Origin of the sequence: Mesorhizobium sp. PUT5 (assembly GCF_052216645.1) — a bacterium.
Lineage (GTDB): Bacteria > Pseudomonadota > Alphaproteobacteria > Rhizobiales > Rhizobiaceae > Mesorhizobium.
Genome location: NZ_JBQOSO010000003.1, coordinates 3,254,439 through 3,278,736 on the forward strand (window position 1 = coordinate 3,254,439; position 24,298 = coordinate 3,278,736).

A 24,298-nucleotide genomic window follows, 5' to 3' on the forward strand; every position below is an offset into this window, starting at 1 on the left:
GCCTTGCCGGCGTCGCCGCGTTCCCGAAAACCATAGCAGTGCCTGCATCGCCTTCTATCGTGCCGGGCCGGTCCATGCCGGTCCGCTTAACCGGAGGGGAAATCCATGGCCGAGCTTTCCGACAACAGTACAGTCGAGGAGAAATTCGAAGGGGCGGGCGGCCTGTCGATCGCCTTCCGCACCAGACGTCCTGAAAACCCGCCGCGTGGCGTGGTCGTCATCGTTCCCGGCTTCAATTCACACAGCGGCTACTATCTGTGGGTGGCCGACCAGTTGGCCGCCATCGGCCTTGCCGTCTACGCGGTAGACCTGCGCGGGCGCGGCCGATCGGACGGCGAGCGCTTCTATATCGAAAGCATCGGGGACTATGTCGGCGATGTGGACGATCTTGTGAAGATCGCCAAGGCGCGCGAGCCCGGGCTGCCGGTCTACCTGCTCGGACACAGCGCCGGAGGCGTCGTGGCCTGCCTCTACGCCCTCGAACACCAGTCCGGGCTGGCCGGGCTTATCTGCGAGAGCTTCGCCTTCCAGGTGCCGGCGCCGGATTTCGCCATCGCCGCGCTGAAGGGCCTGAGCCACATCGCCCCGCATGCCCATGTGCTGCACCTCAAGAACGCGGATTTTTCGCGCGATCCAGCCGTCGTCAAGGCAATGGACGAGGACACGCTGATCGCCAACGAAACCCAGCCGACCCGGACGGTGGCGGAACTCGCCCGCGCCGACGACCGGCTGAAGAAGGAGTTTCCAGACATCACCCTGCCGCTGCTCATCCTGCACGGCACCGCCGACAAGGCCACCCGGCCGAGCGGCAGCCGGTTCTTCCTCGACAATGCGGGCTCCTCCGACAAAACGCTGAAGCTCTACGAAGGCCACTACCACGACCTGTTGAACGACATCGGCAAGGAAGAGGTGATGGCCGACATCAAGGGCTGGATCGAGACACATCTGCCCGGCGCCTGGCGCAGCGGCGTGGAAAGCCTCGCCTGACGGCGGCCAGGGCTGCGTCGCTTCCTCGACAGCATTCGCAGGCTCCCCTATAAGGGCCGCGATCCGCAGGAAGATTTGAGGCTCCGATGATCGTCGTTACCGGCGGCGCCGGCATGATCGGCTCCAACATCGTCGCCGCCCTCAATGCCGAGGGCCGCGACGACATCATCGTCGTGGACGACCTGACCGACGGCCGCAAGATCTTCAACCTGGCCGATCTGGCGGTCGCCGACTATCTCGACAAGGACGAGTTCCTGCCCGCCTTCGAGGCCGGCCGTCTGGGCGAGATCGAGGTGGTGTTCCACCAGGGCGCCTGCTCCGCCACCACGGAGTGGGACGGCAGGTTCATGATGGACGTGAACTACGCCTACTCCAAGCGGCTGCTGGCGGCCTGCCTGTCGGCCCGCGTTCCCTTCCTCTACGCCTCCTCGGCCTCCGTCTATGGCGGCGGCTCGGAGTTCCGCGAGGAGCCCGAGTTCGAGCGCCCGCTCAACGTCTATGCCTGGTCGAAGAAGCTGTTCGACGACTATGTGCGCCGCAACGTGTTCGGCACCGGGCATTCGCAGGTGGCGGGCCTGCGCTATTTCAACGTCTACGGCCCGCGCGAGCAGCACAAGGGCACGATGGCGTCCGTCGCCTTCCATCTGTTCAACCAGCTCGGCCGCGGCGAGAACCCGAAGCTGTTCGGCGCCTATGGCGGCTTCGGCCCGGGCGAGCAGAGCCGCGACTTCGTCCATGTCGGCGACGTGGCGGATGTAAACCTGTGGCTGTGGAAGTGCGGCGTGAGCGGCATCTTCAACTGCGGCACCGGCCGCGCCCAGCCCTTCCGCACGGTGGCGGAGACAGTGATCGACGCGCTCGGCACGGGCGAGATCGAATATGTCGACTTCCCCGACCATCTGAAGGGCAGCTACCAGAGCTTCACCCAGGCCGACATGTCGCGGCTGCGCGGCGCCGGCTACAATGGCCGCTTCCGCGACGTGGAAACCGGCGTCAGGGACTATGTCGAATGGCTGAAGGCCCGCCAACCCTCGTGATCGGCCCCACCTGGGTGGGCGACATGGTCATGGCGCAATGCCTGTTCTCGGCGCTGAAGGAAAAGGATCCGGAGGCGCCGATCGACGTGATGGCGCCTGCATGGGCGGCACCGCTGGTGGCGCGCATGCCCGAAATACGCCGGCGCATCGACCTGCCCTTTTCCCACGGCCGCTTCGACCTTGGCGCCCGCTGGCGCCTCGGCCGCGCGCTGCGCGGGCAGGACTATGCCCGCGCCTACGTGCTGCCGGGAAGCTGGAAATCGGCGCTGGTGCCGTTCTTCGCGCGCATCCCGCGCCGGGTCGGCCATCTGCGCGAGATGCGCTACGGCCTGCTCACCGACATCGTGCCGCTGGCCGACAAGGCCAAGCGCCGCACGGCCGAGGCCTTCTTCAGCCTTGCCCGCGGCGGCACGTTCCGCGCCCCGCACCTCACGGTCGATGCCGCCAACCAGGACGGACTGATGGCACGCTACGGCCTCGAAGCGAAAAAATACGTCGCGCTGATGCCGGGGGCGGAGTTCGGCCCCGCCAAGCGCTGGCCGGGCGAAAGCTACGCCGTCTTCGCCCGCCGCATGATGGGCTTTGGCCTCGGCGTCGTGCTGTTCGGCTCGAAGAACGATCAGCCGGTCACCGCCGAGATCGCGGCCCTGGCGCCGGGCGCGCTCGACCTGGCCGGCCAGACGCGGCTGGAGGACGCCATCGACCTGATCGCAGGGGCGCGGCTGGGAGTTTCCAACGACAGCGGCCTGATGCATGTGGCGGCCGCCGTCGGCACGCCCATCATCGCCGTCTACGGCTCGACCTCGCCGGAAAACACCCCGCCGCTCACCGAAGACCGCGAGCTGATCTGGCTGGGCCTGTCCTGCTCACCCTGCCACCAGAAGGAATGCCCGCTCGGCCACCTGAACTGCCTCAGGACGCTGGACGTGTCGCTGGTGGCCGCCGCGGCGGAGCGGCTGCTGGCCAAGGCCGCCGCATGAAGGTGCTGATCCTCAAGACATCGTCCATGGGCGATGTCATCCACACCTTCCCGGCACTGCAGGACGCGCTGCGCGCGCGGCCGGACGTTTCCTTCGACTGGTGCGTGGAGGAGGCCTTCGCCGGCATCGTGGCGCTGCATCCGGGCGTCGGCACGATCCACAGGGTTGCGCTGCGGCGCTGGCGCAAGGCGCTGCTCGCCGGCGGAACATGGCGCGAGGCCGCAGGCCTGCGCCGCGCCCTGCGCGAGGCCCGCTACGACCTCGTCATCGACGCGCAGGGGCTGCTGAAATCGGCGCTGGTGGCCAGGCTCGCCCGCGCGCCGATCGCCGGCTACGACCGCGGCAGCATCCGCGAGCCGGCGGCATCGCGCTTCTACGACCGGCGCCTCGCCGTATCCCGCAACCTGCACGCCATCGAGCGCACCCGCCGGCTGTTCGGCCTGGCGCTGGGCTACGAGCCCGACCTTTCGGGTCTCGAATCCGGCATCGTCGCGCCGGCGCAGGCCCCCGCCCTGCCGGAAGGACGCTGCGCCTTCCTGCTGCACGGCACCAGCCGCGAGGACAAGAAATGGCCGGCCTCCGACTGGGCCGAGACCGCGCGCCTGCTGGTTGCAAAGGGCCTGAAGCCCGTCACCACCTGGTCGAACGACCGCGAAAGGGCCGTGGCGCAAGCCATCGCCGCTGCCGTTCCCGAAACCTTCGTGATCCCAAGATCGCCGCTGGCCGACATCGCCGGCGCGCTCGGGCGCGCGGCGCTGGTGATCGGCGCCGACACCGGCCTGACGCATCTGGCCAGCGCCTACGGCCTGCCGACGATTGCCGTGTTCCTGACCACGCGGCCCGGCCTCACCGGTCCGCTGGGGCCGTTTTCCTCGACGCTGTCGGTGGAGCAGGGCGGGCGCATCACGCCCGCCGCGGTGGTGGATGAGGCCGAGCGGCTGCTCGGCCTGGCATCGGTCAGATGAACTGGACCTCGACGATCTCGTAGCCGCGCGCGCCGCCGGGCGCGTTGACCTCGACGGCATCACCCACTTCCTTGCCGATCAGCGCGCGCGCGATGGGCGAGGAGATGGAGATACGGCCCGCCTTCACGTCCGCCTCCTGGTCACCGACGATCTGGTAGGTCTTCTGCTCCTCGGTGTCCTCGTCGACGAGGACCACCGTGGCGCCGAACTTGACCTTGTCGCCCGAGAGCTTCGACACGTCGATCACCTCGGCGCGCGCGATCAGGTCCTCCAGCTCGGCGACGCGGCCCTCATTCAGGCTCTGCGCCTCCTTGGCGGCATGGTACTCGGCGTTCTCGGAAAGGTCGCCATGCGAGCGCGCCTCGGAGATCGCCTCGATAATGCGCGGCCGCTCCTCCTGCTGGCGCCAGCGCAGCTCCTCCTTCAGGCTCGCAAATCCCCCGCCGGTCATCGGGACCTTGTTCATGGCTCTCCTTTCCTGCCGTCCAGCTCCGTCCTTTGCGGGGGCGGCTTTTTGCAGATAGGTACAAAAAGAAAACGGCCCGGCAGGTCGAACTGACGGAACCGTCTCACCACAGATTCTTCAAATATAGCGATCTTCGCGCGCTTTTCACGCCCTAAAATTCACTTGGCGATTTTTGCCGGAAGTCAGCTACGGAAGATGAAGGCCGCGCCGATGGCGATCAGCGCGAAGCCGAATGCATGATTCCAGGTGAGCGCTTCCTTCAGGTAGAACACCGAAAACACGGCGAAGACCGAGAGCGTCACCACCTCCTGGATCGTCTTCAGCTCGGCCGCCGAATAGGCCTGGCTGCCGATGCGGTTGGCCGGCACCGCCAGCCAGTATTCGAAGAAGGCGATCATCCAGCTTCCGATCACGGCGATCCAGATCGGCGAGGCCTTGAAGCGCAGATGCCCGTACCAGGCAAACGTCATGAACACGTTGGAGCCGATGAGCATCAGGATGGGCAGAACCCGTGGCGAAAGCAGCAAGGTCATCGGGGAAAACCGTTGAAAGAGGGCGGGAACCGCCTTTTCCCGCCCGCGGCCCTGCCAGTCAATCGGATTTCCGCAAACGGCGCGCCTGCCGCACTGAAGCGTGACGAAGCGGTAACCCATTGTGATCGAAGGCGATTGCTCCGGCGGCAACCTCGGGATGCCGCCGCCGTTTACGCCGCATGACGGCAAGCACCCTTTGCAAGACGGCCGGCTTTTTCCTGTCGCTGGCGGTCCTGGCCACGGCGGCAGACCCATCATGGGCCGGATCGCACCGGCATCCCCGGCCGCGCCTGCCCGTCGCCGCGCCGCTGCCCGAAGCGCGCCCGGCACCGGAGCAGGTGCCCGTGCCGTCCGAAAGGCCGAAGGAAGCCGAGACGCTCCAATCGACGCCCGCCCCGAAGCCCGTCGTTGCCGATCCCCGCTCTTCCGAGCGGCCAGCCGAAAGAATGCCGGCCGGCGAACTGGCCTGCCGCGACCGCCTTAAGGCGCTGGGCGTTGTCTTCGAGGAGCATGAGGCCGAGCAAGACGCCGAAATCGGTTGTGCCGTCCCCTACCCGCTGGTGGTGAGGAAGCTCGGGGGCGCCATAGAGATTACGCCCGATGCGCAGATGAACTGCGCCATGGCCGAGGCTGCCGCGCGCTTTGCCGCCGACGTGGTCTCCCCGGCCGCCAGCGCCGATTTCGGCTCCTCGCTGAAATCGGTCGGGCAGGCGTCCGCCTATGTCTGCCGGCCACGCCATGGCGGCGGCAAGATTTCGGAACACGCCTTCGGCAACGCGCTCGACATAGCCCGCTTCACCCTGGCGGACGGCACGGAGGTGGACGTGAAACCTGCGCCGCCCGAAAAGCAGAAGAAATTCCTTGACACGGTGCGAGAGGCAGCCTGCGGCCCGTTCCGGACGGTGCTGGGACCCGGCGCCGATGCCGACCACGAACTGCATCTTCACCTCGATCTGGAGCCGCGCCGCAACGGCGGCACCTTCTGCCAGTAGGGGTGCCGGCCGCAATTTGGCCGCAGCCGTGAATTCCGGCGCTGATCTTTCCTTTACCCTTGCCGCCTAGAATCGCTGTCCGAGGGGACGGGAACCGACGATGGCGAACAGATCATGCGCCGCGGCGACGCTCGCGGCCCGGAAATTGCGGCGATGGCGGCCTGCCCGGGCCGGGCTGGCGGCGGCCGCCATGATGGCGGGAGTCTCCGCCTGCACCACCGGCGACGTCTTCAACCTGACGCCGGCCGTCGATGTCGGCACGCAGACCGCCGCCGTGGCCCCCTATCCCGAAATACGCCGGCAATTGCCGCCGCAGACCCCGGACCAGCCGCCCCCCGCCGCCGTCGACCAGTCCATGGCGCCGCCTGCCGATCCGGTCTACGAAGACATCGTGCAGCCCACGCTGCCGGAAGAGCCGGACGCGGCGGCTTCGGTCATGCCTGCGGCACCGGCTCCGGCCATGCCCGCGCCGGTGACCACGGTCGCCTATCCGCGCCTCGACCGCCCGGCGATCCAGGCCGACCGGCTTCCGGCCGACGAGGTCGACTGCCGCAGGGAACTGAAGCGGCTGGGCGTGACCTACACCGACATCCCCGCCATCCAGGGACGGGGCCAGTGCGGCATAGACCATCCCGTCAAGATCAGCGCGATCGGTTCCATCCAGATGAAGCCCGCCGCCACGCTGACCTGCAACATGGCCGCCACCTTCGCCGCCTGGACGAAGCGCGACCTGGTGCCGGCCGCGCGCTGGCGCTACTGGTCAGGCGTCAGGGCCATCCACCAGGGCGGCAGCTACTCGTGCCGCAACATCGCGGGCGAGCGCACCCTGTCGGAGCACGGCAAGGGCAACGCGCTGGACGTGATGAGCATCGAACTGACCAACGGCGACAACATCGACGTGCGCAAGCCAGGCCTGTTCGCCTTCCGCACGCGCGGCTTCCTGAACACGGTGCGCGCCGACGGCTGCCAGTATTTCACCACGGTGCTCGGCCCCGGCTACAATTACGACCACCGCAACCACTTCCATTTCGACATCAAGAGCCGCAGGAACGGCTACCGCGCCTGCCGCTGAGCGGATAAAGCTTGGGCGCCGGCCGCCTGCAGGGTGCTCCAATGAACAAGCCACGAAGCTTCGCGCGCCATGCCGCCAACTGGTTCGCGCTGGTATGCGGCCTCTATCTCGGCCTCGCCTATTTCGCTGCGCCTGAATTCTGGACCCTGCGCGACCGCAGGCTCGACCTGCCGGAGATGGTGACGAGGACGCCGCAGGGCATAGCCGGCGATCCGATCAATATCGGGCTGGTCGGCACCGAGAAACAGATTGTCCATGCCTTCGGCGCGGCCGGTTGGGATACAGCCGACGCCGTGACGTTGAGGACGGCGGTCGAGATCGGCGAAAGCGTGCTGTTCGACCGCCCCTACCCCGACGCCCCGGTCAGCCGGCTGCTGTTCGAGGGCCGGCCGCAGGACCTCGCCTTCGAGAAGCCCGTGGGCACCAGCGCCGACCGGCGCCATCATGTGCGCCTGTGGCGGACGAACGTCGCGATAGGCGGGCAGCCCCTGTGGCTCGGCTCGGCCAGCTTCGACCGAGGCGTCGGCCTCAGCCGCGACACCGGTGCGGTGACCCATCATATCGGCCCGGACATCGATGCCGAGCGCGACCTGCTGATGGACGACCTGGCTAGGGCGGGCATGCTTTCCGACACCATCGAGGTGGACGGCATAGGCGCCACGAAGAACGGGCGCAACGGCGAGGGCGACCCCTATTCCACCGACGGCATGGCCAGGATCGGCGTGCTGCGCCCGCAGCCCTGAACCGCCGGCGCAGGTCGTTCGCATCGAGCCTTCCCGATCCCGCATCCGGGATGCTAATGAGCATCCGTCATGATCTACATCGAAATTGCCATCGTGGTCGTCCTCATCTGCGTGAACGGCCTATTGTCGATGTCCGAACTCGCCATCGTTTCGGCCCGGCCGGCCCGCCTCAAGGCGATGATCGACCGAGGCGTGCGCGGCGCCGCCACCGCGCTCGACCTGGGCGCGGACCCCGGCAAGTTCCTGTCGTCGGTGCAGATCGGCATCACGCTGGTGGGCATCCTGTCCGGCGCCTTTTCCGGCGCCACGCTCGGCAGCCGGCTCTCGGCCTTCCTGGTTTCGACCGGCGTGAGCGCGCGCCTTGCCGACCCCGTTGGCGTCGGCGTGGTGGTTGCGCTCATCACCTATTTCTCGCTGGTGGCGGGCGAACTGGTTCCCAAGCAGGTCGCGCTGCGCAATCCCGAGCGCGTGGCGGTAAGGGCCGCGCCCGCCATGCGCCTTCTGGCCAGGATCGCCGCGCCGCTGGTGTTCCTGCTCGACATCTCCAGCCGCGGCCTGCTGTGGCTGCTCGGCCAGAGCGGCGGCGGCGAGGAGAAGGTGACGGACGACGAGATCAAGATGCTGGTGGCCGAGGCCGAGCATCACGGCACCATCGAATCGGACGAGCGCCGCATGATCGCCGGCGTGATGCGCCTCGGCGACCGGGCCGTGCGCGGGGTGATGACGCCGCGCACCGAGGTGGACTGGATCAACCTGCTGGCCGAAGACGCCGCTATCCGCAAGCTCCTGATGGAGACCCAGCATTCGCGCCTGCCAGCCGGGGAAGGTGTGGACGCGATGGTCGGCGTCGTCCAGACCCGCGACATGCTGGCCGCTCTGCTTGCCGGCCGCACGCTCGACATCCGCAAATATGTGCGCGCCGCCCCGATCGTGCACGACCAGGCCGACGCGCTGGACGTGCTGGCCAAGCTCAAGGAATCGGACGTGCCGATGGCGCTGGTCCACGACGAATACGGCCATTTCGAAGGCATCGTCACGCCGGCCGACATATTGGAAGCGATTACCGGCGTGTTCCGCTCCGATCTCGACGCCGGCGAAGAGGAAGAAAACGCGGTCAGGCGCGAGGACGGCTCCTGGCTGCTGGCCGGCTACATGCCGGCCGACGAAATGGCCGACCTGCTCGGCATCGACCTGCCCGAGGACCGCGACTACGAGACGGTCGCCGGCCATGTTCTGTCCTACCTGCATCACCTGCCCAATACCGGCGAGACGGTGGATGCGGGCGGCTGGCGCTTCGAGGTGGTGGACATGGACGGGCGCCGCATCGACAAGGTCATTGCCACGCGCCTGGTGCCCGGCCAGCGCGAGGTCATGTTCTGACGCGGACATAAAAAAAGGGCGGCATCGCTGCCGCCCGGAATTTTTTTGGGAGGAAATCTCTGCCCGAAGTCGAGGCTCAGGCGGCCTGCGCCGTCAGCGCATCGGCGTCGCGCGCCTTCTTCAGCGCAAAGGTCCACCAGGAAAGCTGATCCAGCATCTGCCGGGCGCTCTGGTTGAGGTGCTCGAGATCTTCCAGCTTCTTCTCGCCCTTCAGCACGGCGGCGAAATCGGGCATGAGGATATGCACGCCGGCGCGGATGGGCGACATCTGCATCTCGACGGCGATCAGGCGAAGCTGCTCGACGGCGCGCGCCCCGCCCACGCCGCCATAGCCCACGAAAGCGGCCGGCTTCTTGTTCCACTCGTTGTAGGCGTAGTCGATGGCGTTCTTGAGCACGCCGGTCGGCGCGCGGTTGTATTCGGCGGTAATGAAGATGTAGCCGTCGAGTTCGTCGATCTTCTTCTGCCAGCGCTGGGCGACCTCATTCTGCGAAGGCGCCCAGGCGGGAGATGCAGCCTCTTCGAAGAACGGCATGGGATAGTCGCGCAGGTCCACGACCTCGAATGCGAGATCGCTGTATTCGGCGGCGATCCTGGCGATCCACTCGGTAGGCTTGTCGGCGAACCGGGCAGCGCGGGTCGAACCGACGATGATGCCGATTTTCGGCTTTGACATTGGGGCTCCTTTCAAAACTCTGGTATCCTTTGGATACCTGAGCTATATGGGAGACTATCGATCCCCAGCGCAAGGAGGCACTTTTTTGAAACCTGCGCACCTTCACAACACCGAGGACTGCCGGGCCGTCTCGGAGATCCTGCAGCGCATAGGCGACAAATGGTCCCTGCTGGTCGTGCGCCGGCTGGGCGACGGCTCGATGCGCTTCAACGAGTTGCGGCACGCCGTCGGCGGCATCTCGCAGAAAATGCTGACGACGACGCTGCGCTCGCTGGAACGCGACGGCTTCGTCACCCGCACCGTCTTTGCGACCATTCCGCCGCGCGTCGACTACGAGCTGACCGACCTCGGACGGGAACTGCTGATCCCGGTGAAGGGCCTGGCGGAATGGGCCATGACCAATATGGGCCGCGTCAACGAGGCCCGGCAGCGCTTCGACGGCGACCTCGCGGCCTGACCGGCGGCTCAGGCTTCGGAAGGTATGGGCTTCGGCTTGCCGTTCTCGTCCAGCGCCACCATGATGAAATCGGCATGGGTGACCTTTTCCATCACGTCGGAGAGGTAGCGCTGCGCCCAGGCCTCCACCTTGAGCACCATGGAGGTGCGGCCGACGCGCTCGATATGCGAATAGATGCACAGCGTGTCGCCCACCTTCATCGGCTTGGCGAAGGACATCTCCTTCACCGCCGCCGTCACCACGCGCCCCTTGGCGCGCTCGGCGGCGCGGATGCCGCAGGCGAGGTCCATCTGCGCCATCACCCAGCCGCCGAATATGTCGCCGGCCGCATTGGCGTCCGCCGGCATGGCGAGCGTCCTCAGCGTCAGTTCCCCCAGCGGCTTTCCGTCCGCGTAATGCGCCATCGATGAATTCCCTCCAGCCGGCCCGACGAGGATGCCGTAGCCTTGACGCGACAGGCCGTCAACGGCCCCTCTGGCTTGCTCCGCAAACCGGAGGGGGACGCGTGGCTGGCAAGGACGTCGCTTCTAAAGCCCCATGAAGGGCTGGAACCCGCCGAAGATCATGCGCTTGCCGTCGAACGGCAGTTTTTCCCAGTCGGGCTGGAAACGCGGATCGGCCATCACCTTGGCCATCACCGCGTCGCGGCTTTCGCGCGATTCGTAGACCACCCATGAGAAGATGACGATCTCGTCGTCCTTAGCCTGCACGGCGCGCGGAAACGACGTCAGTTCGCCATAGGGCACGTCGTCGCCGATACATTCGACATAGGACAACGCGCCGTGCTCCAGCCAAACCTTTCCGGCCAGCCCGGCCAGTTCCTTGTAGTCCTCCAGCCTCGCCTTGGGCACGGCGAGCACGAAACCATCGACATAGGACATCGCCGCCTCCTCTATGCCTGCTTCACGGGTGCGTTCATGCCCCATTCCACGCCGAACGGGTCGCGCAGCAGCCCCCAGCGGTCGCCCCAGAACATCACGTCCAGCGGCACCGCCACCTCGCAGCCGGCGTCCACGGCGCGCTGCCACCAGCGGTCGATGTTGTCGTTCTCCAAATGGAGTTGCATGGTGCAGCCTTGGATGGGCCGGTGCGGATGGCCATGCTCCGGAAAGGCGTCCGAGATCATCAGGCTGGAGCCGTTGATGTGGAGATGGACGTGCATGGTGCGGCCCTTCTCGTCCGGCGGATAGGCGCCCACCTGCTCCGCGCCGAAGGCCTTGCCGTAGAATTCGGCAGCTTTCAGCGCGCCGTCGAGCTGCAGATAGGGCGTGAGACCACCCAGAACTTTCGGGGCGGCCTGAGCGCTGGTGTCGGTCATGCGGTTCTCCTGTATGGCGTTGCAAGCCCCCGAAGGACGTCGACCGAAACGCCGGTCCGACAGCGCCGGCGAAAAATTCTTCCGCGCGCCTGAAAACCTACCGCCCTGGCCTGCCGGTCTTGGCCGGCCGCCGCTTCTGGCGGGCCGCATCCGCCGCATCCTCGTAAGAGCCGATGCCGGCACGCTCGCGCTTGATCGGCTTGGCGTCCTCCGGCTGGGCCGGCTTTACGCCCTCGACCGGCTTTTCCGTGCGCCGCACGGTCATCTCGTCCAGCGTGTTCTTGCGGAACAGGGAAGGTTTGTTTTCGCTCACGCTGTCGCCGCTGCGCGGCTCGCTCCGCGAGGGCGCCGAACGGTCGGCGGCGGCCTGTCGGCCGCTCGGGCTGCGCCGGGAATCGCCCGGCACGCCGAAATCCGACCCATGCGCCTCACGCGCCGACTGCTTCTTGAACAGCGAGCGCGAGACGGCGCCGGCCGGCGTGGCCGTGTCGGTTCCGGGCCCCATGTCGTCCAGCGAAGGCTTCGCGAACAGGCTCTTTTCAGGCGCGGCATCGTCCACCGCTCTGTGCAGCGCGCGGCCCTTGTTGTGCCTGCCCTTCTCGCGGCCGGAGACCGGGCTTTCCATATCGGCATATTTCGCCAGCGGATCGTCGGAGACGGCAAGCTCCAGCTCGGTCAGGCGCTTGATCTCGTCGCGGATGCGGGCCGCCTTCTCGAATTCGAGGTTGGCGGCGGCGTCGCGCATCTGCCTTTCCAGGCCCTCCAGATGGGCCTTGAGGTTGTTGCCCATCATGGCGCCGGCATCGTCGGTGAACTGCGAGATGTCGGCCCGCACATGGTCCTTCTCGTAGACCGAATCGAGGATGTCGGCGATGCGCGACTTGACCGATTCCGGCGTGATGCCGTTGGCCTCGTTGTATTCGAGCTGCTTTTCGCGGCGGCGGTTGGTCTCGGCCGTCGCCCGCTCCATCGAGCCGGTGATCTGGTCGGCATAGAGGATGACCTTGCCGTCGACGTTTCTCGCGGCGCGCCCGATCGTCTGGATCAGCGAGGTTTCGGAGCGCAGGAAGCCTTCCTTGTCGGCGTCGAGGATGGCGACGAAGCCGCATTCGGGAATGTCGAGGCCCTCGCGCAGCAGGTTGATGCCCACAAGCACGTCGAAAGCGCCCAGACGAAGGTCCCGCAGGATCTCGATGCGCTCCAGCGTATCGATGTCGGAATGCATGTAGCGCACGCGGATGCCCTGCTCGTGCAGGTACTCGGTCAGGTCCTCGGCCATGCGCTTGGTCAGCACCGTCACCAGCGTGCGGTAGCCCTTGGCCGTCGTCTCGCGGATCTCGCCGACCACGTCGTCCACCTGGCTCTTGGCCGGCCGCACCTCGACCGGCGGATCGATCAGGCCGGTCGGGCGGATGACCTGCTCGGCGAACACGCCGCCGGACTGCTCCAGTTCCCAGCCGCCGGGCGTTGCCGAAACCGCCACGGTGAGCGGGCGCATGGCGTCCCATTCCTCGAAGCGCAGCGGCCGGTTGTCCATGCAGGACGGCAGGCGGAAACCATATTCGGCAAGCGTGGCCTTGCGGCGGAAGTCGCCGCGATACATGCCGCCGATCTGCGGGACGGTGACGTGGCTCTCGTCGATGAAGATCAGCGCGTTGTCGGGGACATATTCGAAGAGCGTCGGCGGCGGCTCGCCGGGCGCGCGGCCGGTGAGATAGCGCGAATAGTTCTCGATGCCGGCGCAGGAGCCGGTCGCTTCCAGCATCTCCAGGTCGAAGCGCGTGCGCTGCTCCAGCCGCTGCGCCTCCAACAGCCGGCCGGCCTTTTCAAGCTCTTGCAGGCGGTGCTGCAGCTCTTCCTTGATGGACTTGATGGCCTGGTTCAGGGTCGGGCGCGGCGTCACATAGTGCGAGTTGGCGTAGATCTTGACGCTCTTCAGCTCGCCGGTCTTGTGGCCGGTCAGCGGGTCGAACTCGATGATGGCCTCGATCTCGTCGCCGAACAGCGATATGCGCCAGGCGCGGTCTTCCAGGTGGGCGGGGAAGATTTCGATCGTGTCGCCGCGCACGCGGAACGAGCCGCGCACGAAATTGGCGTCCTGGCGCTTGTATTGCTGGGCGACGAGGTCGGCGAGTAGCTGGCGCTGGTCCAGCCGGTCGCCGATCGTCATCTGGAAGGTCATGGCCGTATAGGTCTCGACCGAGCCGATACCGTAGATGCAGGATACGGAAGCGACGATGATGACGTCGTCGCGCTCCAGCAGCGAGCGCGTGGCCGAGTGGCGCATGCGGTCGATCTGCTCGTTGATCGAGCTTTCCTTCTCGATATAGGTGTCCGTCCGAGGCACATACGCCTCGGGCTGGTAATAATCGTAGTAGGAGACGAAATACTCCACCGCGTTGTTCGGGAAGAATTTCTTGAACTCGGAATAGAGCTGCGCGGCCAGCGTCTTGTTGGGCGCGAGGATCAGGGCGGGGCGCTGCGTCTCCTCGATCACCTTGGCCATGGTGAAGGTCTTGCCGGAGCCGGTGACGCCGAGCAGCACCTGGGTGCGGTCCTCGTTGGCCACGCCTTCGACGAGGTCCTTGATGGCGGTGGGCTGGTCGCCGCGCGGCTCGAACTCCGATTCCATGCGGATGGCGATGCCGCCTTCGGACTTTTCCGGGCGGGCGGGGCGGTGCGGCGTCCAGATCTGGCCGTTCTTGTGCAGCGGGTTGCCGCTCTCGATCAGGCTCGCCAGCGCCTGCACCGTGGCGGTCACGCCGGTGTTGGATATGGTCTCGGCGTCTTCCAGGCTGATGTCCAGCCCCGCCACAGGATTCAGGCCGGCAGCCGCGCGCTCCTTGGCCGAGGCCGCGCCACCCATGGAGGTGCCGCGTGCCGTGCGGGTGGGTGAAGAACTTTTCTCCGGGATTTTTTTTGAGGGCTTGGCGCCGGCCTTCCCCTCCCCCTTGAGGGAAGGGTGGCCCGAAGGGCCGGGCGGGGTCGCCGCGGCAGCGCTTGGCGTATTGGCGGTGCCTTCCGAGGCCACCCCCTCTGCCCGCTTCCCGGGCATCTCCCCCTCGAGGTGGGAGATCGGGCGCTCCGCCTCCATCGAAATCTGCTCTGCCCAATCCGAAATCGAGCCGCCCAGCGGCGCCCCCGCGAATTCCGCCTGCGGCGCTTCGGAAAAGCCGCTGCGGTAGAGAGGCTCCGACGCGTCGAGATAGTCGGTCACGGCATTGCCGCGCCGGCGCGGCGCAGAAAGGTTTCCATCTGCCCGCGAGGGCATCTTCTTTCCGGGAGGACTGGCCATGGCCCGAATATGGGCGGAGTCAGGCCAAATGGAAAGGGTGGCCGCCGCGGCAAGGCGGATTCGGCCGAGCTTCCTGACAGGCAGGTGTCAGCAGGGATGCGGGATGCGGGCTTCGGGAACTGTCCCTAGCCGAAGCGCAGCTTCATGCCCACGATGGCGATGATGAAGAGGAAAGTGACGCCGTTTGCGGCGATCACCGGCCAGGAGCCGATCAGCGTGCCGTAGATCGTCCACATAAGAACGCCGAAGGCGATGACGCCGGTGGCAGCCAGCGAAATGTTATCGGCCTTGCGCTCGCGCGCAACCTTCCTCACCTGCGGAACCCAGCCGAGCGTGGTGGCAAGCGCGGCGACCGCGCCAATGATTTCAATAGCGGGATGCAAGGTCGGGAACTTTCGAAAGACGCCGGTCGGCCGGCGCGCGGTCTCTATGCCAGATTTGCCGATTGCTGTGAAGCGGCCAGCGAACCGGCGCGACCGGCCGCGTCGAGGGGTCGCATCCGGCAGCGCCCTTGCAGGGAACCACGGTTTTTGCCCTTGCCGGCCGCAGGCCGAAGGCGCTTCAATGTCTAGGCTCGACACAAGCCGGGGAGGACGCGCTTGAAAGTGGGGGTGATCCTCAATCCCGTTGCCGGCGGCGGCCGGCTGAAGCGCGACTGGCCGCGGATGGCCGCTGCCTTGCGCCGGCATTTCGGCGACACAGAACTGCGCCAGACGCAGGTCGGCGGCGACGCCGAGCGGCTGGCGCTGGATTTCGCCGCCGACGGGTTCGGCCTGGTCATCGCGGCCGGCGGCGACGGCACCGCCAGCGAGGTGGCCGACGGGCTGTTGCAGGCGGCGGACGAAGGCTGCGGGACCGCCGAGCTGGCGCTGATCCCTTACGGCACGGCCATCGACTTCGCGCGCGGGCTGGGCCTTCCGCATGACATGGACGCGCTGGTGGCGCGCATCGCGGAGGCGAAGGGCAGGAAGATCGATGCCGGCCGCATCTCCTATGTGGACGATCACGGCGCGCTGGCCAGCCGCCATTTCATCAACATTGCCAGCCTCGGTCTTTCCGGCGCGACCGACCGGGCGGTGAATGCCGACAGGCGCAAGGGCAGGGTCTCGGCCAAGGCGCTGTTCTACTGGCGCACGGTGGCCGAGTTCATGCGCTACCGCTTCCAGCATGTGCGCATTTCCATAGACGACGGCGAGCCGGTGGAGGCGCGCATGGCGCTGGTGGCGGTGGCCAACGGCAGGTTCTTCGGCGGCGGCATGATGGTGGCGCCCGACGCGGTGCTCGACGACGGCCAGTTCGAGGTCGTCATCCTGCGGGCCGCCGGCAAGCTGGGGCTGATCCGCGACATCCGCCTCGTCTATGGCGGCCAGCACCGCAACCATCCGGCCATCACCATCCTGCGCGGCCGCAAGGTGACGGTGGAGCCGATGAGCGACGACGATGCCGCGCTGGTCGACATAGACGGGGAATCGCCCGGCCGCATCCCGGCCATGTTCGAGATGCTGCCCGGCGCGCTGACGCTGCGATACTAGGGTCAGGACCTGTTAATTTGGTTGGAATGGCGTTCGAGATGGCAAGAGATGCGAGGAAAAGTCCGAAGAGCGGGGTGGTTCCCCCGGTCGAGGACTTTGACGCGGCAGATCGACGCCAGCTCGATCGTCCTTCGGATCGGGCGGATTTGCACGGGCTGCTTTGTCGCAAGGCCTTGAAAGGCTCAAGCCTTCCTGCGGCCCTGCTTCGCGCATCCGCACAAATCCGCTCCGACCATTCCAACCGAATTAACAGGTCCTGACCCTAGTTCAGGCAGGCACGAGGGGGAAACGGTATATGCTGACGGCCATGGAGTGCTTGGAGAGGTTCCGGAATGAATCCCGGATAGCATCGCCTTCACTTCGTTCGGCTCGCTTCCGGGGTGACGCCAACACCGCGTCATCCCGGCCAAGGGAGCGATAGCGACCGCGAGCCGGGATCCATTCCGGAACATTTGACCGATACCGGACAGCCGTTCTTCGCTACGGAGACGCTGACCTAGCCGTCACGGCATCAGCGGGTCCTGCGCCATTTCCAGATGCAGCGCCGTGCCGTCATAGGGATGGGCCTCGCACACCGCCTCGTCCAGTTCGACCCCGAGCCCGGCCTCCTTCGACGGAATGACGTAGCCGTCCTGCCATTCGATCTTCTTCTTCAACAATGTCTCGTGGAAACCGTCCCACTGCTTGAGCGATTCCAGGATCAGGAAGTTGGGCAGCGTCACCGCGAGCTGGATATTGGCCGCGCCGACGATCGGCCCGCAATAGCAGTGTGGGGCGATCTGGATGTGCCAGGCTTCCGCCATGGCGGCGATCTTCTTCGTCTCCAATATTCCGCCGGAGCGGCCGAGGTCGGGCTGCAGGATGCCTGCCGCGCGGTTCTCGATGACGCGGGCGAACTCGAACTTCGTCGCCAGCCGCTCGCCGGTGGCGATGGGAATCCTCGTCCCGCGCGCCACTTCGGCCATCACCTCCGGCATGTCGGGCGGCACCGGCTCCTCGAACCAGAGCGGATCGTAGGGCTCGATGGCAGCCGCCATGCGCAGCGCGCCCGACGCCGTGAACTGGCCATGCGTGCCGAACAGGATGTCGGCTTTCGTGCCCACCGCCTCGCGGATCGCCTTCAGCATGCGGGCGGACAGGTCGATGTCGGTCAGGCGCGGCTGGTGGCCGTCGAAGGCGGTGTAGGGGCCGGCGGGGTCGAGCTTCACGGCGGTGAAGCCCTGATCGACATATTGCGCCGCGCATTCGGCCGCCATGTCGGGATCGTTGTAGACGTTCCTGCCATGCACGTCCTCGGTGTGGACGCTGCCGGTGTGCGGATAGAGATAGGTGTAGGTGCGCAGCTTCTCATGCACCTGCCCGCCGAGCAGCTTGTACACCGGCTTGCCCGCTTCCTTGCCCACGATGTCCCAGCAGGCCATCTCCAGCGCCGAGAAGCAGCCCATGGCGGAAACGTCCGGGCGCTGGGTGAAGCCGGAGGAATAGCAGCGGCGGAACAGGGTCTCGAAGTCATGAGGGTCGCGGCCGACGAGATAGCGCTCGGCCATGTCCTCGATCATCTTCGCCGTGACATGGGCGGAGAAGGTGGCGTTGTAGGCCTCGCCATAGCCCACCACGTTGCTGTCGGTCGTCAGCTTCACGAAGATGAAATACTTGCCGCCGATGCCCGGCGGCGGATTGCCGACGACGAAGGTCTTTACGTCCGTGATTTTCATGAATGGTCCTCTAGCACCATTTCGGCGCCCTTCCACCCCGTCATGATCGATGCGGCGTTGGTGTTGCCGGCGATGTTGTCGGGAAAGATCGACGCGTCGACGACGCGCAGGCCCGACATGCCGTGCACGCGCAGCCGCGCATCGACCACGGCGCGCGCGGGGTCCGGCCCCATGCGGCAGGTGGAGACGGGATGGTAGACCGTGCCGGAACGCTTCCTGAAATCCTGGATCAGATCGTCGTCGGAGGTAATGGACGGCCCGGGCAGGACCTCTTCCTCGATGATCTCGGCCATCGGGGCCTGCGCCGCGATGCGGCGCAGGAACTTTACCGCGTCGAGCATTTCAGACACGTCCTCATTGGTGGAATAGGCATTGGGCGAGATGCGCGGCTGTTCGAACGGATCGGCCGAGCGGATCATGATCTCGCCGCGGCTCGACGGGCGGCAGTTGGACAGGCCGATGGAAAAGCCCGGCCAGGGGTCCGGCGACAGGATCGGCCGCTCGCCGCTCCTGGGGATCACCGTGGAAAACGCCTGGAAATAGAGCTGCATGTTGGGGCGCGGCTGCGCCGCATCGGTGCGGAAGAAGCCGCCGCCCTGGTTCATCGACATCGAAAGCGGGCCCGAGCGCAGCAGCAGGTAGCGCACACCGACCAGCGCCTTGCCCCACCAGGGGCGCAGGATCTGGTTCAGCGTCGGCACCCTGCCCTTCCAGGTGTAGTTGATGCCCTGATGGTCCTGCAGGTTGCGGCCGACATTTTCCAGCGCATGGACGATCGGTATGCCGAGCCCCGACAGCAGTTCCGCGGGGCCTATGCCGGAAAGCTGGAGCAATTGCGGCGAGTTCACCGAACCGGCCGAGACGATGACCTCGCGGCCGGCGCGCGCCTGCATCGTCCTGCCGTTCCGGGAATATTCCACGCCGACGGCGCGCGTGCCCTCGAACAGGATCTTCGTCACATGCGCATCGGTCTCGACACGCACGTTTTTCCTGCGCATCGCCGGGCGCAGGAAGGCGCGGGCGGCCGACATGCGCCGGCCGTTCCTGGTGGTGATCTGGTAGACGCCGGCGCCTTCCTGGCTTTCGCCGTTGAAATCCGGATTGAGCGGCAGGCCGGCCATGCGCGCGGCGGCAAGGTAGCGCCCGGTCAGCGGATGCACTTTCTTGCGGTTGTCGGTGACATGTACCGGCCCGCCGGTGCCGCGCCATTCATCGGCGCCGGCTTCGTTGTCCTCGATGGCCTTGAAGGCCGGCAGCACGTCGTCATAGCCCCAGCCGGGATTGCCCGCCTCGGCCCAGGCGTCGAAATCGGCGCGCGCGCCGCGCACCCACACCATGGCGTTGATCGAGCTGGACCCGCCCAGCAGCCTGCCGCGCGGCCAGTGGTCGGCATTGCCGGCCAGGCCGGGATCGGGCTCGGTCTTATAGTTCCAGTTGACCGCGGGGTCGAAGAAGGTCTTGCCGTAGCCCAGCGGCATCTGCACGTAGAAGCGGCGGTCGCTGCCGCCGGCCTCCAGCACCAGCACGGAAAAACGGCCCGAGGCCGAAAGCCGTTCGGCCAGCACGCAACCGGCGGAACCGGCGCCGACGATGACGAAGTCGTAAGTCTGCATGGGCCTGCCGGGGCGAGCGGAAATTTCCGCAAGCCTAGCGGCAGAGCCGGGGCCCCGTCATCCGGGCTTCCGGCACCGCTTGTGAAAAAAACGACGGACGCCCGGGCCGTCCTATCGGGGATCGCCCTTTGACGATGGCGTCCTTCCGCCCATGCGGAAAGACCGCACCGTCAAAGCTCCAGCTTCTCGATCAGCGGCTTCAGCTTGTCGCCGTAGCGCGTCCACAGATCAACCGAGCCCTTGTACATGGGCTGGCGCACCTGCGCGGCCGAGGCCGTGCGCACCTGCCGCTGGTTCTCGTGGAAGGAAAGCACCGCATCGTCCCACGGCAGGCCGAGATATTCGATCAGCGCCCGCGACTGACCTTCCTGGTCGGCGACGAAATCCTCGTAGCGCACATCGTGCACCACGCCGGGAAGCACGTCGCGCCAATGCGCCATCATGTCCGTGTAGAGGTTGTGGAAGTCGGCCAATTCGCCGAGATCGTAGCTGTAGAGATGGCCGTCACCGCGGAAATTCGTCTTGAAGATCGACAGGCAGGTGGCCACCGCGTTGCGCGCGCAATGCACGATCTTCGCCTTCGGCAGCATCATGTGCAGGAAGCCGATCAGCATGAAGTTGCCCGGCATCTTGTCGGTGACGTGGCGGAAGCCCGGATAGCGGGCATGCAGCATGTCCAGATAGTCGTGGCCGGCGTCGGCGAAGGCCTTGTCGGGCATGTCGGCGATGCCGGCCGGGAAACCGCCCTTCATGTCGAGCGGAAAGCCCTTGCCCACGGCCGTCTTCAGGATGGTCAGCTCGCCCGCGCCGAACACTTTGGGATGGCTGGCGATGATCTGCTCGACCAGCGTCGTGCCCGAGCGCGGCATGCCGACCACGAAGATGGGCGTGTCGTCGTCGATCGCGCTCGGCCTGCGATGCTCGAAGAACGCCTTGCTGAACGTCGCCTTCATCGCCTCGAATTCGCGGCGGGTACGCTCGCCATCATAGGCGATGCCCTTGCGGCGGATGGCGTTGCCTTCGGCAACATAGTCGAAGGCGCGCTCATATTGCCTGAGGTCGTCATGCGCCTTGCCCAGCCCGAAGGAAAGCTGCATGCGCTCCAGGCTGTTTTCAGGCGCCCTGGCGTGCAGCGCCGCCATGGCGGCGAGTTCCCCGTCCGCCTTTTCCTGCCGCTTGACCTGCGAAAGCATCTGCCAGGCCCTGGCCATTGCGGGATCGGCGGCCAGCGCGCGGCGGAACATCTCCGCCGCCTCCGCCAGCCGGCCCTTCTCCATGAGCCCGACGCCATAGGCGTGCAGCACCTCGGCATCCTTCGGCCGGATCGCCAGCGCCTCCTCGAACACGGCAAGCGCCGCATCGAGGCGCCCGGCCTCCTGCAGCGTGTCGCCAAGGCCCAGCCGCGCCCGCACATGGAACGGATTGCGGCCGATCGTGCCGCGGAACACCTCTTCCGCCGCCTCGAAACGGCCTTCCAGCTTCAGCACGGTGCCGAGATTGTCGCGCGCGGCCAGCATGTCGGGCCGGGCGGCCACGGCCCGGCGGAAATGGTCGGCGGCAGCGGCGGCCCGCCCGAGATCGCGCAGCACCGTGCCCAGATTGTTCAGGAAGTCCGCATTCTTCGGCTCGACGCGCACGGATTGCTCGATGAGCGCCAGCCCGTCGCCGCTGCGGCCGGTCTGGTGCAGCAGCAGGCCGAGGAAATGGGCGGCCGCCGCGTGATCGGGCCTGGCCTTGAGCACCTGGCGGTAAAGCTCTTCCGCCTGCGCCCACCGCCGGGCCTGGTGGAGCGCCAGCGCCTGCCGCACCGCCGCGTCGAGCCCGCCGCCGCGCGGCGGTTGCGCCCCGCCGCCCCTGGCGCCTTCTCGTCGTCTCAAAGCCCTGTTGATGGGAAACCTGCCATAGCTTGCGGAAGCCTCGCCTCGGCGTAGGCCAGCCGGCGTTAAGTTTCAAGAGTTTCGTTCCGGGGCGTCCTGCCTGGATTTCATGGCATTTGGCGGGCGGCATGGCACTGTGCCTATGGGTCATGCCATCTGGCCGATGCCAATCTTGGCGCTGCGGCGTACAGGGCCTGAAGTAGCAGCAGTACCACCTGAGTCTTGCAACCTTCACGTTTTCGTGCGATAAATGTGGGGTTCGGGCATTTGCGACCCGGAGACTGGAACGTTTTGCGCGACCCTTTCCCCGATAGTCTGAATCTCTGACGGCCCCGTTTCGGCGGGGGTTTTGCCGTTCGCGAATGTGCGGCCGCCGAAGCAACCACCGGAACCTGCCTTCCGGCGCGAGCGGCGGCAGGACCAGATACTGAACGGGTGAAGGAGTTCTCCCATGTCCCAGACCGGCACCGTAAAATTCTTCAACGCCACCAAGGGCTTCGGCTTTATCACGCCTGACGGCGGCGCCAAGGACGTGTTCGTCCACATTTCCGCGATCGAGGCATCCGGCCTGCGCACGCTCGTCGACGGCCAGAAGGTGACGTTCGACGTCGAGCCCGACCGCATGGGCAAGGGCCCCAAGGCGGTCAACCTCCGCGCGGACTGATCGATCGTCCCCGGGCATGTGCGGCGGCATGCACAGGCGTGGCGGTTTCCGCCGCGCTTTTTTTGTGTTCGCAGCCCGTCGGGAAAGGGCGTCGCCGGCCTTTGGCGCGGTCCTTTGGAAGGCCTGGGCGGGCACGGCCGCCGCGCAAAAGTTTCTCTTGCCGATGGTCGGAAAATAAACGACAAATTTCCATTCCGGGCACCCGCCGGCCCGGAACTGGACTGATGGGGTTCAAAGGAGTTTCCCATGCCGCAGACCGGCACCGTCAAATTCTTCAATCACGCCAAGGGGTTCGGCTTCATTACACCGGACGACGGGGCAAAGGACGTGTTTGTCCACATTTCGGCCGTGCAGGCGTCCGGGCTCCCCGGGCTTGAGGATGGGCAGAAAGTGACATTCGACACCGAACCGGACAAGCGCGGCAAGGGTCCCAAAGCGGTCAATCTTTCGATCGGCTGACACCCGATCCATCTGCGGATCGAGATTGCGCGGCGGCTTCGGCAAGAAGCCGGCGCGCTGATTTTTTTTGGAGCGTGAGTCGAAGGGCGGCTTGCCGACCCGAGGCTCGAGATCGAAGCGCCGCCGCATCGCATCGGGCACGCTCCTCCCCTGCCCGGCCGTGACGAGCGGCCTTTGCGTGCAACCTTTGCGCCGCGTCACGCCCCGGAACCTTTTCGTTCAGCCACCGTTCAGCCACGGACTCCTATTAATGCCCTCAAGACCAGGCCGGCCGCTGCGGAGACGCAGCGCGAGGCGGCCCGGCGCGAAGGAGACCGCCATGAACCGCTTCCTCAAGACCGCCATTGTCTGCACTGGCGTGGGCGCCATGAGCCTGGCGGCTTTGCCGGCCGCCAATGCGGGCGACTGGCGCTGGCGCCATCACCATTCAAACGGCGATGCCGTTGCCGCCGGCATTGCCGGGCTGGCCGCCGGCGCGCTGATCGGCGGGGCGCTCGCCTCGCAGCCGCCGCCTCCGCCGCCCTATTATGACGGCCCGGTCGGCTACGACTACGACTATTACGATCGGCCTGCCTATGTGGTGCGCCGCGCGCCGGTGCGGGTCGTGCGCCAGTATTATGCGGGAGGCCTCGAGCCCTGGACCCGCGACTGGTACGACTATTGCTCGAACCGCTACCGCAGCTTCAACGCCCGTACCGGCACTTTCGTCGGCTATGACGGGCAGGAGCATTTCTGCGTCGCCAACTGAGCCGCTTTTCGCCGGGGCGAGACCGCTCCGGCCGCATCCTCCCCTGCCCTGACAAACTGGCGCCATCCCCTTCGGATGGCGTCTTCTTTTTGCGGCGTCAGACGAGGAAGGGATTGGTGCGCCGCTCCTCGCCGAACCGCCCGCCCGGACCGTGTCCGCACAGGAAGCCGATGTCGTCGCCGAGCGGCAGCAGCTTTTCCTTGATCGAGCGGATCAGCGCCGCATGATCGCCCCCCGGCAGGTCGGTGCGCCCGATGGAGCCGCGGAACAGCACGTCGCCGACATGAGCGAACTTCGCGGCGCGGTTATAGTAGATGACATGACCGGGCGCATGGCCGGGGCAGTGGAACACCTCGAACAGGTGGTCGCCGAAGGAAACGGTCTCGCCCTCGGCGAGGAAGCGATCCGGCGTGCAGTTACGGGCGCCGGCGATGCCATAGCGCCTGCCCTGCTCTTCCAGATTGGCCAGCAGCGGCTTGTCCGCCTCATGCGGGCCGACGATCTCGACGCCGCCCAGCGCCTCCTTCAGTTCCATGGCCCCGCCGGCATGGTCGATATGGCCGTGCGTGATCCAGATCGCGCCCGCCTCGATGTCGTTGTCCTTCAGGGCCGCGAGTATCTGGCCCACGTCGCCGCCCGGGTCGACCACGACGCCCTCCCTGGTGTCGGTGTCGAACAGGATCGTACAGTTCTGCTGGAATGGCGTGACCGGCACGATGCCGGCATTGAGCTGACCCATTTGGCGATGTCCTGTTTGTTTCGGCTCATTTAGGTTGAGCCGGGCGCCGC

Annotated in this window: 25 protein-coding genes; 13 read left to right on the forward strand and 12 right to left on the reverse strand. The window is 66.5% G+C overall.

The window, feature by feature from the left end; translation table 11 throughout:
• Positions 1-105: 105 nt before the first annotated feature.
• From ACTDI4_RS17365 to waaC, 4 genes are all read left to right on the forward strand, one after another.
• Positions 106-987 (forward strand): alpha/beta hydrolase, encoded by an 882-nt coding sequence (locus ACTDI4_RS17365; protein ID WP_442842335.1) that lies wholly within the window; start codon positions 106-108, stop codon positions 985-987.
• A gap of 86 nt (positions 988-1,073) precedes the next feature.
• Positions 1,074-2,024, forward strand: a complete 951-nt coding sequence (rfaD, locus tag ACTDI4_RS17370) for an ADP-glyceromanno-heptose 6-epimerase (RefSeq protein WP_442842336.1) — start codon at positions 1,074-1,076, stop codon at positions 2,022-2,024.
• Positions 1,997-3,004 (forward strand): lipopolysaccharide heptosyltransferase II, encoded by a 1,008-nt coding sequence (gene waaF, locus ACTDI4_RS17375; RefSeq protein WP_442842337.1) that lies wholly within the window; start codon positions 1,997-1,999, stop codon positions 3,002-3,004. Before rfaD ends, waaF begins: the two co-directional genes overlap by 28 nt.
• Positions 3,001-3,969, forward strand: coding sequence for a lipopolysaccharide heptosyltransferase I (gene waaC, locus ACTDI4_RS17380; protein ID WP_442842338.1), 969 nt, complete (start codon positions 3,001-3,003; stop codon positions 3,967-3,969). The genes waaF and waaC overlap by 4 nt, the downstream gene beginning before the upstream one ends.
• On the opposite strand, the gene greA is transcribed toward waaC, so the two are convergent.
• Both greA and ACTDI4_RS17390 read right to left on the reverse strand, forming a co-directional pair.
• The gene (gene greA, locus ACTDI4_RS17385) at positions 3,962-4,435 is read right to left on the reverse strand and encodes a transcription elongation factor GreA (protein WP_442842339.1); all 474 of its coding nucleotides are present in this window, start codon (positions 4,433-4,435) and stop codon (positions 3,962-3,964) included. The two genes, waaC and greA, sit on opposite strands and share 8 nt — an antisense overlap.
• Positions 4,436-4,617: 182 nt before the next feature.
• A complete protein-coding gene (locus ACTDI4_RS17390; protein WP_442842340.1) occupies positions 4,618-4,968 on the reverse strand; it encodes a DMT family protein in 351 nt (116 codons plus the stop codon).
• A gap of 179 nt (positions 4,969-5,147) precedes the next feature.
• Between ACTDI4_RS17390 and ACTDI4_RS17395 the strand changes: the two genes are divergently transcribed.
• The 4 genes from ACTDI4_RS17395 to ACTDI4_RS17410 all read left to right on the forward strand — a co-directional run bounded on the left by ACTDI4_RS17395 (position 5,148) and on the right by ACTDI4_RS17410 (position 9,155).
• Positions 5,148-5,960: an extensin-like domain-containing protein gene (locus ACTDI4_RS17395; protein WP_442842341.1), complete on the forward strand. Its 813-nt coding sequence runs from the start codon at positions 5,148-5,150 to the stop codon at positions 5,958-5,960.
• A gap of 100 nt (positions 5,961-6,060) precedes the next feature.
• Positions 6,061-7,032 (forward strand): extensin-like domain-containing protein, encoded by a 972-nt coding sequence (locus tag ACTDI4_RS17400; RefSeq protein ID WP_442842342.1) that lies wholly within the window; start codon positions 6,061-6,063, stop codon positions 7,030-7,032.
• Positions 7,033-7,073: 41 nt separating this feature from the next.
• Positions 7,074-7,775 (forward strand): LssY C-terminal domain-containing protein, encoded by a 702-nt coding sequence (locus ACTDI4_RS17405; RefSeq protein ID WP_442842343.1) that lies wholly within the window; start codon positions 7,074-7,076, stop codon positions 7,773-7,775.
• A 69-nt stretch (positions 7,776-7,844) separates the two neighbouring features.
• Positions 7,845-9,155: a hemolysin family protein gene (locus tag ACTDI4_RS17410; RefSeq protein ID WP_442842344.1), complete on the forward strand. Its 1,311-nt coding sequence runs from the start codon at positions 7,845-7,847 to the stop codon at positions 9,153-9,155.
• 76 nt (positions 9,156-9,231) lie between these two features.
• Here the strand turns inward: ACTDI4_RS17410 and ACTDI4_RS17415 are convergent, their stop codons facing one another.
• On the reverse strand, positions 9,232-9,831 hold the full coding sequence (locus tag ACTDI4_RS17415; protein ID WP_442842345.1) for an NADPH-dependent FMN reductase: 600 nt from the start codon (positions 9,829-9,831) through the stop codon (positions 9,232-9,234).
• Between the two features lie 85 nt (positions 9,832-9,916).
• On the opposite strand from ACTDI4_RS17415, the gene ACTDI4_RS17420 reads away from it, so the two are divergent.
• The gene (locus ACTDI4_RS17420) at positions 9,917-10,288 is read left to right on the forward strand and encodes a winged helix-turn-helix transcriptional regulator (protein ID WP_442842346.1); all 372 of its coding nucleotides are present in this window, start codon (positions 9,917-9,919) and stop codon (positions 10,286-10,288) included.
• A gap of 8 nt (positions 10,289-10,296) precedes the next feature.
• Here ACTDI4_RS17420 and ACTDI4_RS17425 read toward each other — a convergent pair whose 3' ends face one another.
• The 5 genes from ACTDI4_RS17425 to ACTDI4_RS17445 form a co-directional block, all read right to left on the reverse strand.
• Positions 10,297-10,692 (reverse strand): acyl-CoA thioesterase, encoded by a 396-nt coding sequence (locus ACTDI4_RS17425; RefSeq protein WP_442842347.1) that lies wholly within the window; start codon positions 10,690-10,692, stop codon positions 10,297-10,299.
• Between the two features lie 123 nt (positions 10,693-10,815).
• Positions 10,816-11,169, reverse strand: a complete 354-nt coding sequence (locus ACTDI4_RS17430) for a DUF1428 domain-containing protein (protein WP_442842348.1) — start codon at positions 11,167-11,169, stop codon at positions 10,816-10,818.
• Between the two features lie 11 nt (positions 11,170-11,180).
• Positions 11,181-11,606, reverse strand: a complete 426-nt coding sequence (locus ACTDI4_RS17435) for a VOC family protein (protein ID WP_442842349.1) — start codon at positions 11,604-11,606, stop codon at positions 11,181-11,183.
• A 97-nt stretch (positions 11,607-11,703) separates the two neighbouring features.
• Positions 11,704-14,901 (reverse strand): excinuclease ABC subunit UvrB, encoded by a 3,198-nt coding sequence (gene uvrB, locus ACTDI4_RS17440; RefSeq protein WP_442842350.1) that lies wholly within the window; start codon positions 14,899-14,901, stop codon positions 11,704-11,706.
• Between the two features lie 125 nt (positions 14,902-15,026).
• Complete coding sequence (locus ACTDI4_RS17445) at positions 15,027-15,284, reverse strand: SemiSWEET family sugar transporter (protein WP_442842351.1); 258 nt, start codon at positions 15,282-15,284, stop codon at positions 15,027-15,029.
• A 216-nt stretch (positions 15,285-15,500) separates the two neighbouring features.
• On the opposite strand from ACTDI4_RS17445, the gene ACTDI4_RS17450 reads away from it, so the two are divergent.
• On the forward strand, positions 15,501-16,433 hold the full coding sequence (locus ACTDI4_RS17450) for a diacylglycerol/lipid kinase family protein (RefSeq protein WP_442842352.1): 933 nt from the start codon (positions 15,501-15,503) through the stop codon (positions 16,431-16,433).
• A gap of 503 nt (positions 16,434-16,936) precedes the next feature.
• Here ACTDI4_RS17450 and ACTDI4_RS17455 read toward each other — a convergent pair.
• From ACTDI4_RS17455 to ACTDI4_RS17465, 3 genes are all read right to left on the reverse strand, one after another.
• Positions 16,937-18,148 (reverse strand): mandelate racemase/muconate lactonizing enzyme family protein, encoded by a 1,212-nt coding sequence (locus ACTDI4_RS17455; RefSeq protein WP_442842353.1) that lies wholly within the window; start codon positions 18,146-18,148, stop codon positions 16,937-16,939.
• The gene (locus tag ACTDI4_RS17460; RefSeq protein WP_442842354.1) at positions 18,145-19,761 is read right to left on the reverse strand and encodes a GMC family oxidoreductase; all 1,617 of its coding nucleotides are present in this window, start codon (positions 19,759-19,761) and stop codon (positions 18,145-18,147) included. Before ACTDI4_RS17460 ends, ACTDI4_RS17455 begins: the two co-directional genes overlap by 4 nt.
• 170 nt (positions 19,762-19,931) lie before the next feature.
• Positions 19,932-21,569, reverse strand: a complete 1,638-nt coding sequence (locus ACTDI4_RS17465; RefSeq protein WP_442843387.1) for a tetratricopeptide repeat-containing sulfotransferase family protein — start codon at positions 21,567-21,569, stop codon at positions 19,932-19,934.
• Between the two features lie 520 nt (positions 21,570-22,089).
• Here ACTDI4_RS17465 and ACTDI4_RS17470 point away from each other — a divergent pair.
• From ACTDI4_RS17470 to ACTDI4_RS17480, 3 genes are all read left to right on the forward strand, one after another.
• Complete coding sequence (locus ACTDI4_RS17470) at positions 22,090-22,302, forward strand: cold-shock protein (protein ID WP_442842355.1); 213 nt, start codon at positions 22,090-22,092, stop codon at positions 22,300-22,302.
• Positions 22,303-22,548: 246 nt separating this feature from the next.
• On the forward strand, positions 22,549-22,761 hold the full coding sequence (locus ACTDI4_RS17475; protein WP_006202521.1) for a cold-shock protein: 213 nt from the start codon (positions 22,549-22,551) through the stop codon (positions 22,759-22,761).
• Between the two features lie 319 nt (positions 22,762-23,080).
• Positions 23,081-23,509, forward strand: a complete 429-nt coding sequence (locus ACTDI4_RS17480) for a BA14K family protein (RefSeq protein ID WP_442842356.1) — start codon at positions 23,081-23,083, stop codon at positions 23,507-23,509.
• Between the two features lie 97 nt (positions 23,510-23,606).
• Here the strand turns inward: ACTDI4_RS17480 and ACTDI4_RS17485 are convergent, their stop codons facing one another.
• Positions 23,607-24,248 (reverse strand): MBL fold metallo-hydrolase, encoded by a 642-nt coding sequence (locus ACTDI4_RS17485; RefSeq protein WP_442842357.1) that lies wholly within the window; start codon positions 24,246-24,248, stop codon positions 23,607-23,609.
• Positions 24,249-24,298: the final 50 nt, after the last annotated feature.

Excerpts from the sequence above, each read along its gene's own strand:
- ACTDI4_RS17365 (WP_442842335.1), top strand. The coding sequence starts at position 106 with ATGGCCGAGCTTTCCGACAACAGTACAGTCGAGGAGAAATTCGAAGGG.
- rfaD (WP_442842336.1), top strand. The coding sequence starts at position 1,074 with ATGATCGTCGTTACCGGCGGCGCCGGCATGATCGGCTCCAACATCGTC.
- waaF (WP_442842337.1), top strand. The coding sequence starts at position 1,997 with ATGGCTGAAGGCCCGCCAACCCTCGTGATCGGCCCCACCTGGGTGGGC.
- waaC (WP_442842338.1), top strand. The coding sequence starts at position 3,001 with ATGAAGGTGCTGATCCTCAAGACATCGTCCATGGGCGATGTCATCCAC.
- greA (WP_442842339.1), bottom strand. The coding sequence starts at position 4,435 with ATGAACAAGGTCCCGATGACCGGCGGGGGATTTGCGAGCCTGAAGGAG.
- ACTDI4_RS17390 (WP_442842340.1), bottom strand. The coding sequence starts at position 4,968 with ATGACCTTGCTGCTTTCGCCACGGGTTCTGCCCATCCTGATGCTCATC.
- ACTDI4_RS17395 (WP_442842341.1), top strand. The coding sequence starts at position 5,148 with ATGACGGCAAGCACCCTTTGCAAGACGGCCGGCTTTTTCCTGTCGCTG.
- ACTDI4_RS17400 (WP_442842342.1), top strand. The coding sequence starts at position 6,061 with ATGGCGAACAGATCATGCGCCGCGGCGACGCTCGCGGCCCGGAAATTG.
- ACTDI4_RS17405 (WP_442842343.1), top strand. The coding sequence starts at position 7,074 with ATGAACAAGCCACGAAGCTTCGCGCGCCATGCCGCCAACTGGTTCGCG.
- ACTDI4_RS17410 (WP_442842344.1), top strand. The coding sequence starts at position 7,845 with ATGATCTACATCGAAATTGCCATCGTGGTCGTCCTCATCTGCGTGAAC.
- ACTDI4_RS17415 (WP_442842345.1), bottom strand. The coding sequence starts at position 9,831 with ATGTCAAAGCCGAAAATCGGCATCATCGTCGGTTCGACCCGCGCTGCC.
- ACTDI4_RS17425 (WP_442842347.1), bottom strand. The coding sequence starts at position 10,692 with ATGGCGCATTACGCGGACGGAAAGCCGCTGGGGGAACTGACGCTGAGG.
- ACTDI4_RS17430 (WP_442842348.1), bottom strand. The coding sequence starts at position 11,169 with ATGTCCTATGTCGATGGTTTCGTGCTCGCCGTGCCCAAGGCGAGGCTG.
- ACTDI4_RS17435 (WP_442842349.1), bottom strand. The coding sequence starts at position 11,606 with ATGACCGACACCAGCGCTCAGGCCGCCCCGAAAGTTCTGGGTGGTCTC.
- uvrB (WP_442842350.1), bottom strand. The coding sequence starts at position 14,901 with ATGGCCAGTCCTCCCGGAAAGAAGATGCCCTCGCGGGCAGATGGAAAC.
- ACTDI4_RS17455 (WP_442842353.1), bottom strand. The coding sequence starts at position 18,148 with ATGAAAATCACGGACGTAAAGACCTTCGTCGTCGGCAATCCGCCGCCG.
- ACTDI4_RS17460 (WP_442842354.1), bottom strand. The coding sequence starts at position 19,761 with ATGCAGACTTACGACTTCGTCATCGTCGGCGCCGGTTCCGCCGGTTGC.
- ACTDI4_RS17470 (WP_442842355.1), top strand. The coding sequence starts at position 22,090 with ATGTCCCAGACCGGCACCGTAAAATTCTTCAACGCCACCAAGGGCTTC.
- ACTDI4_RS17475 (WP_006202521.1), top strand. The coding sequence starts at position 22,549 with ATGCCGCAGACCGGCACCGTCAAATTCTTCAATCACGCCAAGGGGTTC.
- ACTDI4_RS17480 (WP_442842356.1), top strand. The coding sequence starts at position 23,081 with ATGAACCGCTTCCTCAAGACCGCCATTGTCTGCACTGGCGTGGGCGCC.
- ACTDI4_RS17485 (WP_442842357.1), bottom strand. The coding sequence starts at position 24,248 with ATGGGTCAGCTCAATGCCGGCATCGTGCCGGTCACGCCATTCCAGCAG.